The sequence below is a fragment of the Bacillus sp. JJ1474 genome, assembly GCF_036965225.1.
Lineage (GTDB): Bacteria > Bacillota > Bacilli > Bacillales > Cytobacillaceae > Cytobacillus.
The window spans coordinates 820-14451 of the sequence record NZ_JBALPC010000056.1 but is presented as its reverse complement, the minus strand read 5'-3'; the positions used below and the strand labels follow the sequence as shown (position 1 = coordinate 14451).

Sequence of the window (13632 nt, the reverse complement as noted above, 5' to 3'; positions counted from 1 at the left end):
GTTCCCAACAGTCTTAAATCATTTTATTTGGTGAGTTTGTAAGTTTGTAAACGCGCCTTGGTCTTCCTCTTGCAGGAAATGGCTCAAGACCAATGTATTCAGCTAGTCCAGCATCGCAAAGGCTTTCGATAAAACGCCTTGTGTTTCTTTCGTCCTTAGCAAGTTGAACGGAAATATCTTTTACGGTAAATTCTTTTAAACCTGACTTTTTAACTAAAGAAAATACTTCAATATAATGTTTCAAGTTAATTTTTGCTTTTTCAAGTGCACTCATAAAGTGTTTATCATTAAAATATGGAAAGTCATCTATCTCCAAACTTTCACTTTCTGCCTCCACAATTTCTCCATTTTCCTGAACAATGATGATAGAACCATTTCTTTCTTTAGAGTAAATTAGTGCATTGTTTGCATTTAATTCTGCCGAAAAAATTGTTTCACCATAACCGATCCCAACACCGACTTTTAAACCAGATTCCAATATAAGCCTGTTAACTGTTTCTTCGATCCTTTGAATTTCTCTTTCACTGTCACCACGGGAGCTAAATATTAAGTACCGCCCAAGTCCTTTTTCAATAAGGGAACCATTTAAGTGCTGACTAAGGTGAATTAAAATTTCTTTTAACTTCAATTCGATAAACTGAAGTTGATAAGATTGTTTCAAACTTCTGAAATGATTTTCTAAATGGACCATTTCAAATACTTGTACAGCTACTTGGGAGTCCCGAAAGTATAATGTTTTTATTTTTTCAGAAAGAATCTTTAAAGTATGTTTGATTTCAATATCACTTGTTGAGATTCTAAAAGCAGGGATCCCCATTTTTTTTAGCCGCAAGTATACTTCTTCATAGCAGGTGATGGCCCCTTTCGTTTCGCCATTTTCCCAGCAATGGTGATGAAAACGAATTAATTCCTCTGTCGAAGTATCCTCAGAAAAGGTTTTGAGAAAAATTTTTTCAGGCTTTATTGTAAGTTGGTTTAAAGCGGTCTCCAAATGGCTTTTTGATATCTCATCTATGCTAAAGTGATCAAAATTGGATCCTGTTTGATAAACAAACTCTATCAACCCTTTGAAAATACCAGCTTCCGTATGATCGATAAAAATAAGGTGTTCAGTATCCTCAACCTCATTGCATGCTATGTTATATGATATTCTTCCTGAGAATATCCAAAAATCAACTTTGTTATGATTCTTCTTTATGAGATCTTCTGTTTCTCTTACTTTTTTATATGGATACGATAGAAAAATCGCATCTAGATGTAAGCCGTGTGCAATATGTAAAATTCTTTCTACAGTAGATTGTGGACCGACAATCCCCACCCTAAGCATGTACAAAAGCACTCCTTTAAAATAACTTATGACTATGATTCTATCTTAATCATACACATTGTTGCGAAAATAATTAAGTATAATTTTGATACTGTTAAAACGAATAAGAATATAAGAAATCAACGAAAGATATAAAAGGCAAGAAAAAATCCTCCCTTTAAAAAAGGAGGATTTATCTATCATTCACTCTTTAGCAATCTGACACTTTCATCAAACTCTTTCTCAATTTCCTCGTTGCGTTTATATGTGATTAAGCTGACAACATAGGTAAGGATTAAGTTGATGATAAAGCCTGGTACGATTTCATAGAGAGTATCTCCAAGGCCAGCATTTTTCCAAATGATAACCGTTAATGCCCCAGCGATCATCCCCACAATGGCGCCCCAGTTTGTCATCTTCTTCCAATATAAGCTTAAAATAATGGTTGGACCGAATGCTGCTCCGAAGCCAGCCCACGCATAAGCAACTAGACCTAAGATTGTATCATTTTGTTCCCAAGCAAGTACTGCAGCAATAACTGATACAGCTAAAACTGCCATACGGCCAAAGAAGACATATTCTTTATCAGTACCATCTTTTCTTAATAATACTTTATATAAATCTTCAGTTAACGCACTTGATGTAACAATTAATTGAGACGAAATCGTGCTCATGATGGCTGCTAGAACAGCTGCCAATAAGAATCCTGCGAAAAGAGGATGGAAGACAATTTGACCTAAAGTTAGAAAAACAGCTTCAGGATTGTCTAACGTAAATTGTGGATTCTTATGGAAAAATGCAAGACCAATTAAGGCTGTGAAGATTGTTCCTAATAAAGAGAAAATCATCCAGCCGATACCGATGCGGCGAGCACTTTTTGTTTCTTTGACAGATGAAATTGCCATAAAGCGAACGATAATATGAGGCTGACCAAAATAGCCTAATCCCCATGCCATTGCTGAGATAATTCCTATAGTTGTTGTCCCTTTAAAGAAATCAAGTAATGTTGGGTCAATTTCTCGAACAGTGGCAAAAGTTTCGCCTAATCCGCCTGTTTGTGATAATGCCAAAATTGGAACTAGAAGTAATGCAACTAACATCATTAGACCCTGAATGAAGTCAGTGTAGCTAACTGCCAGGAAGCCGCCAAATAAAGTATAGGCTACAGTTACGCCGCCAACAATTAAGAGTCCTATATGGTAGCTCGTACCAAATGAGCTTTTGAAAAATACTGCCCCTGCTACCATTCCAGAAGACACATAAAATGTAAAGAAAATAAGAATAACAATACCAGAAACAATTCTTAATAATTTTGTTGTGTCTTTAAATCGATTTTCTAGGTAACCTGGTATAGTAATTGAATCATTAGCGACTTGTGTATAAGTACGCAATCTAGGCGCTACAAGCAGCCAGTTCAAATAGGCTCCAATGGTTAATCCAACCGCAATCCAAGCATCTGCTAAACCGCTTACATAAATTCCGCCTGGAAGTCCCATTAACAGCCAGCCACTCATATCTGCTGCGCCTGCGCTTAGCGCCGTAACTGCTGGGCCGAGAGAACGCCCGCCAAGCATATAGTCGGTAAGATCACTTGTTTTCCGATAGGAGTACCAGCCGATGATAAGCATTAGTGCCATGTATACGCCTATCGAAACAAGCTGAAGACCAATATCTGACATTTTTACCCCTCCAATTCTTTGAAATAAAATTAAAAAACATATAAGGAATACTATTCGAAATATAACATTATTCGACAATATGCGTCAATATAAAATTTTCCTAATATAATATTAATTTGGTGGAAATTCTGATGAATGTTAATATCAACATGAAAAGTGTAAAATAAGGAAAACAGATGATTGGGTGAACAAATGAATAAAGAAGTCGCATTTAAGGTGAAATCAGTATTTATAAAAAATTTTCAATCAGGATATCCTCTTATTCCGGAAGAGGCAATTATTAATATACCGAGTGGCATAGCCGAAGGAAGCATAATAAATTTAGTGGATGGCCAAAATCGGTATTTGGCTACAGGCTATTATGGGAAGCAAAATAAGGGCAGAGGTTGGATATTAACAAGAAATCAGCAGGAATTAATTGATCAATCCTTTTTTGAAAAAAAGCTTAAAAAAGCATTGGAAAGTCGCAAAAAGTTTTTTGATGATCCAGATACTACCGCCTTTCGTGTTTTCAACGGGGAAGGTGACGGAATTGGCGGGTTGACGATTGACTTTTTTGCTGGATATTATTTAGCTACTTGGTACAGTGAAGGGATTTATTATTTTAAAAATGAAATTATCAAAGCTCTTTTCGAAGTGGCAGATGCGAAGGGGATTTATGAAAAGAAACGCTTCAATATAAAAGGAACCTATATAGAAGATGATGATTTTGTGGCAGGGGAGCGTGCCAGTTTTCCACTTATCGTTAAAGAAAATGGCATTAACTTTGCAGTTTATTTGAATGATGGAGCAATGGTAGGCGTTTTTTTAGACCAAAGAAATGTCCGCAAGGCAATACGTGATAAGTATGCTAAAGGCAGAACCGTATTAAATACTTTTTCCTATACAGGAGCTTTTTCTGTAGCAGCCGCTTTAGGCGGGGCTTTGAAAACAACAAGTGTGGACCTTGCCAATCGAAGTAAGAGTAAAACGATTGAGCAGTTCAGTGTAAACGATATTGATTATGAAGCTCATGATATTATTGTAGAGGATGTATTTCATTATTTTAAGTATGCTGTTAGAAAGCATTTAAAATTTGAAATGGTCATTCTTGATCCTCCGAGCTTTGCACGATCTAAGAAACATACCTTTAGTGCAGGGAAGGATTATCCGGCTTTACTTGAGGAAGCGATTCAAATAACAGAAAAGAATGGAATTATCGTTGCCTCAACAAATTGCAGTACATTTGATATGAAAAAATTTAAGGGATTTATTGAAAAGGCATTTAAGCAAACAGGAGATAAATATACAATTCTAGAGGAATTTAGTCTCCCTGAGGATTTTAAGACACTGAAGGAATTTAAAGAAGGCAATTATCTAAAAGTGGCGATAATCAAAAAGTTGGCGTAAAAAGAAAGTGGATGCATTAGAAAACTCTGATGCATCCACTTTTTTTATTAAGCTGATTTTTGAATAGCAGTGATGTATTCTTTTCCTTTTTTCGTATCAAAACGGCCTTCCCACTTAGACATAACAACTGCTGCAAGTGAATTACCGATAACGTTGACAGCCGTACGGGCCATATCTAGAATACGGTCGATCCCAGCAATAAAGGCAAGGCCTTCAAGTGGAATGCCTACAGAGCCTAATGTTGCTAAAAGAACGACGAAGGAAACTCCTGGGACACCAGCAATTCCTTTTGATGTAACCATTAATACAAGCATTAACGTAATTTGTTGGGTAATACTTAAATCAATCCCATACATTTGAGCAATAAAGATTGCTGCTAATGCCTGATAGAGAGTAGAGCCATCCAGATTAAATGAATAGCCTGTCGGAATGACAAACGAAACAACGTCTTTTGGACAGCCGTATTTCTCCATCTTTTCCATCACTTTTGGAAGAACAGTTTCAGAGCTTGCCGTTGAATAGGCTAAAATAAGCTCGTCTTTTAAAATCTTGATGAGATGCAGTAAGCTTGTGCCACACATTTTCGCAATAACACCAAGTACGACAACGACAAAAAAGATCATTGTTAGATAGACACAAATGAGTAACTTTCCAAGTGGAATTAATGATTCAACCCCGAATTTTGAAACAGTAACTCCGATTAAGGCAAATACACCAAATGGAGCAAATTTCATGATTTGATTCGTTACCCAGAACATGGCGTCAGCTGTTCCTTGGAAGAAAGCAAGGACTGGTTTTCCGCGCTCCCCGATTGCGGCAATTCCTAAACCAAACATAACTGCAAAGAAAATAATCGCTAGCATATCCCCATTCGCTAAAGATTGAATAATGTTTGATGGGACAATGTTTACAAACGTATCGGCAAAGCTATGACTTGTAACTTCGTTTGTTGTATCAACATATTTTTGAATATCACCTTTTGCCAGTTTCGACATATCAAGGCCAGCACCCGGTTTAGCAATGTTAGCAGCAAGCAAGCCGATGATAATGGCAATGGTTGTGACAATTTCAAAGTAAAGAAGGGTTTTTCCGCCAAGTCTTCCTAATTTCTTCATATCCCCGGTTCCAGCAACGCCAAGAATTAATGTAGAAATAACAATTGGGACAACAATCATTTTAATTAGTCGGATAAAGATATCCCCGATTGGCTGTAAATAAGTTGAAACGGCAGGGTTTCCGTAAAATATCGCTCCGACAATAATCCCTAGAGTTAATCCAACAAGAATTTGATAAGCTAAGCTAAATTTGAACTTTTTCTTTTTCATCAAATCACCTCTCCTTATATAATGAAAACGCTTACTATGCGATAGGGAAAATAATAAACTAATTATATGGAGAAGTTACTGAATCCTACAAAATCCGACAATATTTTATTAAAAAATAAAAAGCCCCCACCTAAAAACCTTTAAGTGATGGGCTATTAACAGAAAAAGCTAAATTCAATTATTAATTGTGTCATTTGATGAAGGTCCTATTTATGAACCTTGACTGAATTTCTCCATTGTATCAATATACAAAACTTGCAGGAACTTTTTTATATTAATTTTTACTTTCATTGTTTCATGGGTGTCTGTATCCATTTCTTTCATTCGCATCCTGATTTCATGAAAATCAAAGTAGCGAGGAGCATAATATTCAAATGTAGGGTTCGTGTAATCGAAACTTCCTAGTGAAGCTAAGTTATTTAGCGCCGCTATAATGGCCCTGCGGATCCGCTGTTCAATGGATTTAATTTCTTTTTTCATTTGGGGAGAGTCTGTTTGATTCGAAATGGCTACTGCCTCGTATAATTCTTTTAAAGGAGGCAGCAGAGTGCTCCCATTTTTTTGATTCATTAAGTATTCCATCATCAACACCATATCTTCGCTGCCTGCTTCACCGATAATCCCCATATCATTTAATATCGATAAAACGATTTCTTTCACGCTTTGTTGTTTTTTCGTGTTTTTAGTTGTTTCAATGTGGGCGAGTGATTCTCGGATAGATAATAGAGACTGCTTGAGATGAAATTGGTCAGCTGTTCTTTTTAGGATGCTGAATACTTCAACCCGATTGATTGGTTTGTGGATAAAGAATTCAACCCCTTTTTCATAAGCCTCCCCGACCATTTCTTTATTTACTATTTGAGAAATCATAATAAACTGGCCTTGAAACCCTTGTTCTCTTAACTGTTCGATCGTTTCAATCCCATCCAGCTCTGGCATCAAAAAGTCAACTAAGACAAAATCAGGACGAGTTGAAAGAATAAGCTGAAGCGACTCATGTCCACTCTCAGCCTCACCAATAACATGGCCAAGTTCTCCATCGACAATGATTTTTTTTAGCATACTTCGGCTTGCTGCATCATCATCTATAATAAAATATCTCAGTTTAATTCAACCCGCTTTCTTATGTTACTAGTTGGAATATGTATTCGGAAAATGGTTCTATTTGCAGAGGATTCTATTTTAATTTGGCCTTCTAGCGAATGTACAATGTCTTGTACATGGGAAAGGCCAATGCCAGTTGCGGCCACACCGTGATCATTATATTTAGTCGTATAACCTGGTTCAAAAATAAGAGACAAGTTCTCATCTGCGATTCCTTTTCCTGTATCCTCTACAATGAATACAGTATTTGCAGACTCATTAATGGCTTGAATATCAATTGCCCCTATGCCCTCGATGGCTTCGACTGCATTTGCAGTGAGATTATTTAATATCGCAAGGAGGGGAATTTGCTGAGCTGTCTCAAAATCAATGGATGTCTTTAGCTGAAAGGTGATTTCTTTCCCTAACAAATCACTATATTTTTCATTTGATATTGCTACGATACCGAGAACATCAGAAAGATAGACCGCATCTGTTTTCTTTTGCGATGAAATTTTTGCTAGTCCAGAAAGAATTCGCTGCGAATCTTTTTTCACTTCATGTATTTCTTGTGCGATGAGCAATGCTTGCTTACTCAACTCTGAAAGATTGTGCCTTTTTAATTTTCGATATAAATCATGGCTCGATCCTGTAATCTGTTCAATATGATCGATCGACTTTTGTAAATAAAGAGTTTCTGCATATAATTCTGATCCAACCTCGAGCATTTCTTGCATCTGTTTTTTTTGCTCAGAAATCGTAATGGAACTATATATTCCTACTACAAAATAGCTTCGGAGTAAAGCTACACCGCTAAGCATTAACCATTCTTGCAGATTAATGTTCGAATGATGGATAAGCAAATAGCGCATAAGATGCTCGGCGCTGTTTCCAATGAATTCGAAGCAGGCAGCGAAAACTCCAAGGAGAAGAGGAGAGGATTTGTAATTATTAATATTAATAATGCTAAATCCTAAAGCAAACAAGAAATAATACAGAAAAGCTGGGAAATGACTCTCAAAGCTTAGCCCAAAAGAAACATGGTTGAACACCAAATCCTCACAGGTACGCAAACTAATAACAGTCATTCCTGTAATGACCCCTGTACGAATTAAAGATACTGGAGGAAAAATAAGAATCAGCAAAAAAAAAGCAATACTGCCTAATCCGAATCGAAAATCCTCCCCATAAAAAGGGACCACTTTGACCTCACTTAAGAGAGCAGTTAAGATTGCAGTAAGAAATAATGGAACCCATTTAATTCTGATAATATTTCTATTGAATATGTATGTGGAAAGCATTGAATTCTCCTAATAGGGGTAGTGCCCCAACTGATTAAAGTTTCATTTTATTATAATCTAATCCTATATCAAAAGGAATTCACAATGAAAAAAGGTGGATACATTAGAATTCCCCTAATGCGTCCACCTTTTTTCTATTAAACAACGCCCTGTACAATCATAGCATTAGCGACACGAATAAAGCCTGCGATGTTTGAGCCGATAACTAGATTACCTGGATAGCCATATTCTTCAGCCGCATTGACTGTGTTGCGGTAAATATTTTTCATGATTTGATGAAGTTTTTCATCTACTTCTTCAAATGTCCATGCAATTCTTGCGCTATTCTGAGACATTTCGAGTGCTGAAACAGATACTCCACCGGCATTTGCCGCTTTTCCTGGTGCAAAGAGGATGTCATCCTTTAGAAACACATCGATCGCCTCTAGGTTAGACGGCATATTGGCTCCTTCACCGACAGCTTTGACACCATTGGCTACAAGAATTTTTGCAGAGCACTCATCTATTTCGTTTTGAGTTGCACATGGAAGAGCGATATCACATGGGATCGACCAGATGCCAGAACAGCCTTCAACATATTGTGCATGAGGGTGTTCATAAACATATTCATAGATTCGCTTGCCCTCAACCTCTTTTATGCGTTTAACAGTTTCAAGATTTAACCCATTTTCATCATAAATATATCCATTAGAATCACTGCATGCTACTACTTTAGCGCCTAATAGCATGGCTTTTTCAATCGCATAAATTGAAACATTCCCTGATCCAGAGACAATCACGGTGCTTCCGTTAAAGCTATGGCCTTTATCTCTTAACATTTCTTCAACGAAATAGACAAGTCCATATCCAGTTGCTTCTTTACGTCCTAAACTTCCTCCATATTCAAGCCCTTTGCCAGTTAATACACCAGCTTCATAGGCTCCGCAAAGTCGCTTATATTGACCGAACATATAGCCAATTTCTCTTGCGCCAACTCCAATATCTCCTGCTGGCACATCAGTATCAGGACCAATATGCTTATATAGTTCAGTCATAAAGCTTTGCGTAAAACGCATGATTTCTCCATCTGATTTTTCCTTCGGATCAAAATCTGCCCCGCCTTTTGCTCCTCCAATTGGGAGACCAGTTAAGGAATTTTTGAAGATTTGTTCAAAACCGAGGAATTTAATGATGCTGGAATTTACGGTAGGATGAAAACGAATGCCGCCTTTATAGGGGCCGAGGGTACTGCTGTACTGGACGCGAAATCCGCGATTTACTTGTACCTTTCCTTTATCATCAGTCCATGGAACACGGAAAGTAATGACCCTTTCAGGTTCAACAATTCTTTCGAGAATGTTTTGATCCATATATTTCGGGTGTTTAGAGAATACAGGTAAAAGTGAATCAAAGATTTCTTCAACAGCTTGATGAAATTCTGATTCAAACGGATTTCTGATTTTCACCTTTTCAAATACTTCATTTACATAATTAACGGCTACTTTGGATTCGTTTTTTTTCACTTCCTCTATAGTTTGCATAATGATCATTTCCCCTCTGTATAAATTAATTGTTTATTAGATAACAATATTTGGATATTTTTAGAATTTATAACCAAATAAATGGATTTTCTATTAAAGAAATTTTATAATGAAAAAATAATCTAAACAATATGAATTTTAGATAAGAACAATGCCGCTGTGAGATGAATCGGGGGAGATGGGTATATATGGAATTAAGACAAATACAGTATTTTATGGAGGTTGCAAAAAGGGAGCACGTGACTGAAGCTGCAGATGCGCTCCATGTAGCACAATCAGCGGTTAGCAGGCAGATCTTTAATTTAGAAGCAGAGCTCGGAGTCGATTTATTTATTCGCGAGGGCAGAAATGTTCGGTTAACACCAATAGGAAAAATATTTCTCGAGCACATGGAGGAAGCGATGCATGTGATAGAAAGTGCGAGACGTGAAGTAGATGAATATTTGGACCCGGAGAAGGGGACGATTCGGATTGGATTCCCAAGCAGTCTTGCTGCATATACACTGCCGACTGCTATTTCTGCCTTTAGCAGGAAGCATCCGGAAGTGAAATATCAGCTGCGTCAAGGCTCTTATCAAAGTTTAATAGATGGGGTAAAAAAGGGAGATATCGATATGGCACTCCTTGGTCCAGTTCCGAAAGATGATAAAAAAGTGCTGGGAAATATTTTATTCACAGAAAAAATAGTCGCTCTATTGCCAGTTAGGCATCCTCTAGCGGATCGGAAGTCAATCAAATTAAGCCAATTAAGGGATGACTCCTTCGTCTTATTTCCAAACGGCTATATTTTGCGTGAAATTACTGTAAATGCCTGTCAGCAGCAAGGTTTTCAGCCGAATGTGACATTTGAGGGAGAGGATATAGATGCGATAAAAGGCTTAGTTTCAGCCGGTCTCGGTGTAACGCTAATTCCCGAAATCACATTGATTGACAGTTTGCCCCGTCAAACAGTAAAAATCCATATCGAACCTCAAGTCACAAGGACGGTAGGGGTGATTATACCGACTGATCGTGAAATGCTCCCAACTGCGAAGCTATTTCATGAGTTCCTGAATGAATTTTTCAACATGCTGGGAAGTTTTCAAAAATAAAATAATAAAGGGTGAAGGTATATGTATCAAAAACCATATGCAAATGAATATCCTGCTTATTTTTCAGCTTATGTTAATTTAGTGCCAGAGGGAGAAATGATTCTTTTATTAAATGAGCAGTTGAAGGAAACGGTGAATGCGATTAAAGATGTGACAGAAAGACAGGGTCAATTTCAATATGAGTCTAATAAATGGACGGTAAAAGAAGTGATTGGACATATGGCAGACACGGAACGTATTATGGGTTATCGGATTCTTTGCATTGCAAGAGGCGAAACGTCTCCGCTTCCGGGATTTGACGATAATCTTTATGTCCAAAATGGCTCATTTAATCAATTGTCTATGCAGGAACTTCTAGACAATTTTTCAATTGTACGCCAATCCACAATCGTTTTGCTGAAAAGTTTAGATCCTGCTGCATGGCTGAGGAAAGGAAATGCTAATGGCTCTGAGATTACAGTCCGTGCGATTGCAAGTGTTATAGCAGGACATGAGCTTCATCATCGAAATATTTTGCATGAGCGCTATTTCATGTCCAGTGAATTTCCATCTAATTAAACTATTACTATAAAAAAACACGATGAAGCTCTATATTAGATCTCCATCGTGTTTTTTAAACTTTTTACTCTAACCCTTCAATTAATATTTCCTTTGCAGGGGAGAAGTCTTCACCCGTATCCAAGTAAATTACCCTTACTATGTCACCTTCCTGGAGATAAATAGCCATTGGGCTGCTCTCTGAAGAAATTACGTAGTTTTTTCTGTTATCTAGGAGGAATGACACAATCGTGAAATCTCCAGTCTTCTCTTTATAAACCCGTACTACGGTTCCGTTTACTTGTTTTTCCTCGGCCTTAGAGCTTCCGTCTACAGTGCCGCCGCCTCTCTGGAGAGCTGTTTTGTACAGCTTTAAGGCTTCGTTTGGCGTATTTCCATACACGGAAATTTCCGGATTAGCTGCTGAAACAATAAAGTAATTTTGTAAAAATCCGTTAGAATCGAGCACTGGCGTAAGCCAGCTTGCTTCTCCATAGAAGTTATACAGGACAGGCATCTCACCATCCCATTTCTTTTCTATAAATTTCTTCTCAATGATTTGTAAAGCACCTTGGGAGTCCATGTAGGATTCTTCAAGATTACCAGTATAATAAGTCGCTTCACCGGTTCTTGAGTTGGTCAGGGAATACCCAAGCATCGAATCCACACCTTCTTTCGGACTCGTAAAATCGGTAAAGTAATACATATCGCCTTTTTCATCAAAGATGGGACTAACATTTGCTTCAGTGCCTTCATCTGAAGGAAGCTTTACATCCCTTTTGCCAAATACACTATTCCAGAATCCGTGAACATAATTTCCGAAATAGCTATTTTGTAAGCTGACGGCCTCTGGAGAAACCGCACCATCAATAAATGCCGGCACGTTCGCTAAGCGATATTCCTCCGTATCGCCATTTTTAGGATCCACAATGATAATTCCTTTAACATCAAAACCATTACGGGCTGAAACAAATTCACCAAATGTGCGGATATAATGTGGTTTTCCCTCATCATCAATCTCTAATTGGGCTTCGCCGTAAAAAATATGCTTCGGGTACTGCATCCGAATATGGCGTTCAAGATTTTTATTAAAATATGAAGAAGGAGTGTAAATCATTTCAGTCTGAATAAATTTAGGATTTGCAGAAGAGTCAGTAGCACTAATGGTAAAATACCCTGGAGTTTGTTTCCCATTAATCCATTTGAACAATCCCGAAAACTCAACCGGAGCAATATACACATAATTCCCATTCACCTTTTGAATTTGCAAGTTTCCAAGCTCATAATAGCTCGTATTAGGCACTTGTCCGAAAGCTTTCTTCATTTTATTTCTTGCAAATTGAGGCGGTACACTTGCTGGAGTTTCATTTTCATCAAATGTCTCAATCTCCATTTTTTCCTTCATTTTGGCAATTTCATATTTTTCATCAGCATTGAAGAGGAAGGCAGTTAAGAAAAACCCTCCGACTATTAGACTAGCTAGAAATAGCAGGCCTTTGATCATTCTTTCCTTGCCCGAAGCAAACAACGCTCCACAAAGAGTAACGATAATGGCAAAAAACCAGAAGGACGTCAGGTTGCGATCGAGATTGGTAATATAATAGAAGGAAAAGACAATTATAATGATAAGAACAATGGCTGTAATAAGTGCTGCTGAGTTTGACTTTTTACCATCTATTTTTTTGTTTTTTGAGAAAGGGATCAGCACTAGTGCAGAAGCTAATCCTGCAATAAGTGAAAAGAGAATGACATTGCTCACACAATCACTTCTTTCATAGGAGTTATTATGTTTATTTACGATTGGTCATATGGAAAGGTTTCAATTTGAATTGTAAAACCCCTTAATTAGGCATCATGAACGTTCATGGAACGCGTTTTTCAAGTTATCCATCAAAAACTCAAGCCATTAAGTTTCATGTATAGTGTATCCCATTACAACATCATAAAAAAACACTGTCACGTTTATCTTATTAGAACGACAGATTAATATACTGATAAAAAAAAGGCGGGTGAGGAAGAAATTGAACAGAAATCGGGAAGAGCTCGTGATGGAGTGGTATGAAATATATTATGAAGATGTCTATCGATTTATATTGTTTATGATCCAAGATAAACAAAGCTGTGAGGATTTTGTTCATGATACATTCGTTCGGGCGTATACGGCCTTTGAACATTTTGACAACCGTTCGAGCATTAAAACATGGCTGTTTAGTATTGCCAAACATGTTGTCATCGATGAAATACGCAAACGGCAGCGCTGGAGGCTTTTTAATTCCATTTCTAAAGGGAGTGAAATACCATCTGCTTTTAATGTTGAGCAATATGTGGAAAATAAAGAAATAGTACTGAACCTGATGGAGGCCATCAATCGTTTAAAGTCAAATTATCGGCTTGTCATTAT

At 37.4% G+C, this 13632-nt stretch carries 11 protein-coding genes; 4 read left to right on the top strand and 7 right to left on the bottom strand.

Annotated elements, in window-relative coordinates:
- Positions 1 to 13 precede the first annotated feature (13 nt).
- Entirely contained in the window at positions 14 to 1327 is a 1314-nt protein-coding gene (locus tag V7164_RS08840; protein ID WP_335353919.1) for a hypothetical protein, read from the bottom strand.
- Positions 1328 to 1506: 179 nt separating this feature from the next.
- Positions 1507 to 2985 carry a sodium/proline symporter PutP gene (gene putP / locus V7164_RS08835; RefSeq protein ID WP_335346379.1) on the bottom strand — a complete coding sequence of 493 codons (1479 nt, stop codon included), beginning with the start codon at positions 2983 to 2985 and terminating at the stop codon, positions 1507 to 1509.
- A 192-nt stretch (positions 2986 to 3177) separates the two neighbouring features.
- On the opposite strand from putP, the gene V7164_RS08830 reads away from it, so the two are divergent.
- Positions 3178 to 4374 carry a class I SAM-dependent rRNA methyltransferase gene (locus tag V7164_RS08830; protein WP_335353918.1) on the top strand — a complete coding sequence of 399 codons (1197 nt, stop codon included), beginning with the start codon at positions 3178 to 3180 and terminating at the stop codon, positions 4372 to 4374.
- Positions 4375 to 4421: 47 nt separating this feature from the next.
- Here V7164_RS08830 and gltP read toward each other — a convergent pair whose 3' ends face one another.
- The 4 genes from gltP to gdhA form a co-directional block, all read right to left on the bottom strand.
- Complete coding sequence (gltP, locus tag V7164_RS08825) at positions 4422 to 5699, bottom strand: glutamate/aspartate:proton symporter GltP (protein ID WP_335346289.1); 1278 nt, start codon at positions 5697 to 5699, stop codon at positions 4422 to 4424.
- Positions 5700 to 5909: 210 nt separating this feature from the next.
- Positions 5910 to 6803 carry a response regulator gene (locus V7164_RS08820; RefSeq protein WP_335346290.1) on the bottom strand — a complete coding sequence of 298 codons (894 nt, stop codon included), beginning with the start codon at positions 6801 to 6803 and terminating at the stop codon, positions 5910 to 5912.
- On the bottom strand, positions 6800 to 8083 hold the full coding sequence (locus V7164_RS08815) for a sensor histidine kinase (RefSeq protein ID WP_335346288.1): 1284 nt from the start codon (positions 8081 to 8083) through the stop codon (positions 6800 to 6802). The genes V7164_RS08820 and V7164_RS08815 overlap by 4 nt, the downstream gene beginning before the upstream one ends.
- Before the next feature lie 137 nt (positions 8084 to 8220).
- Positions 8221 to 9603 (bottom strand): NADP-specific glutamate dehydrogenase, encoded by a 1383-nt coding sequence (gene gdhA / locus V7164_RS08810; protein WP_335353917.1) that lies wholly within the window; start codon positions 9601 to 9603, stop codon positions 8221 to 8223.
- A gap of 188 nt (positions 9604 to 9791) precedes the next feature.
- On the opposite strand from gdhA, the gene V7164_RS08805 reads away from it, so the two are divergent.
- Together V7164_RS08805 and V7164_RS08800 are read left to right on the top strand one after the other, a co-directional pair.
- Entirely contained in the window at positions 9792 to 10694 is a 903-nt protein-coding gene (locus V7164_RS08805) for a LysR family transcriptional regulator (RefSeq protein ID WP_335353916.1), read from the top strand.
- A gap of 21 nt (positions 10695 to 10715) precedes the next feature.
- The gene (locus V7164_RS08800) at positions 10716 to 11252 is read left to right on the top strand and encodes a DinB family protein (protein ID WP_335346286.1); all 537 of its coding nucleotides are present in this window, start codon (positions 10716 to 10718) and stop codon (positions 11250 to 11252) included.
- A gap of 64 nt (positions 11253 to 11316) precedes the next feature.
- On the opposite strand, the gene V7164_RS08795 is transcribed toward V7164_RS08800, so the two are convergent.
- Positions 11317 to 12990 carry a hypothetical protein gene (locus V7164_RS08795; RefSeq protein ID WP_335346285.1) on the bottom strand — a complete coding sequence of 558 codons (1674 nt, stop codon included), beginning with the start codon at positions 12988 to 12990 and terminating at the stop codon, positions 11317 to 11319.
- Between the two features lie 262 nt (positions 12991 to 13252).
- Here V7164_RS08795 and V7164_RS08790 point away from each other — a divergent pair.
- Positions 13253 to 13632: RNA polymerase sigma factor (locus V7164_RS08790; protein ID WP_335353915.1), on the top strand; the 380-nt coding region annotated here is incomplete at its 3' end.

Coding starts and splice junctions, on each gene's coding strand:
- V7164_RS08840 (WP_335353919.1), bottom strand. CDS start 1,327: ATGCTTAGGGTGGGGATTGTCGGTCCACAATCTACTGTAGAAAGAATT.
- putP (WP_335346379.1), bottom strand. CDS start 2,985: ATGTCAGATATTGGTCTTCAGCTTGTTTCGATAGGCGTATACATGGCA.
- V7164_RS08830 (WP_335353918.1), top strand. CDS start 3,178: ATGAATAAAGAAGTCGCATTTAAGGTGAAATCAGTATTTATAAAAAAT.
- gltP (WP_335346289.1), bottom strand. CDS start 5,699: ATGAAAAAGAAAAAGTTCAAATTTAGCTTAGCTTATCAAATTCTTGTT.
- V7164_RS08815 (WP_335346288.1), bottom strand. CDS start 8,083: ATGCTTTCCACATACATATTCAATAGAAATATTATCAGAATTAAATGG.
- gdhA (WP_335353917.1), bottom strand. CDS start 9,603: ATGCAAACTATAGAGGAAGTGAAAAAAAACGAATCCAAAGTAGCCGTT.
- V7164_RS08805 (WP_335353916.1), top strand. CDS start 9,792: ATGGAATTAAGACAAATACAGTATTTTATGGAGGTTGCAAAAAGGGAG.
- V7164_RS08800 (WP_335346286.1), top strand. CDS start 10,716: ATGTATCAAAAACCATATGCAAATGAATATCCTGCTTATTTTTCAGCT.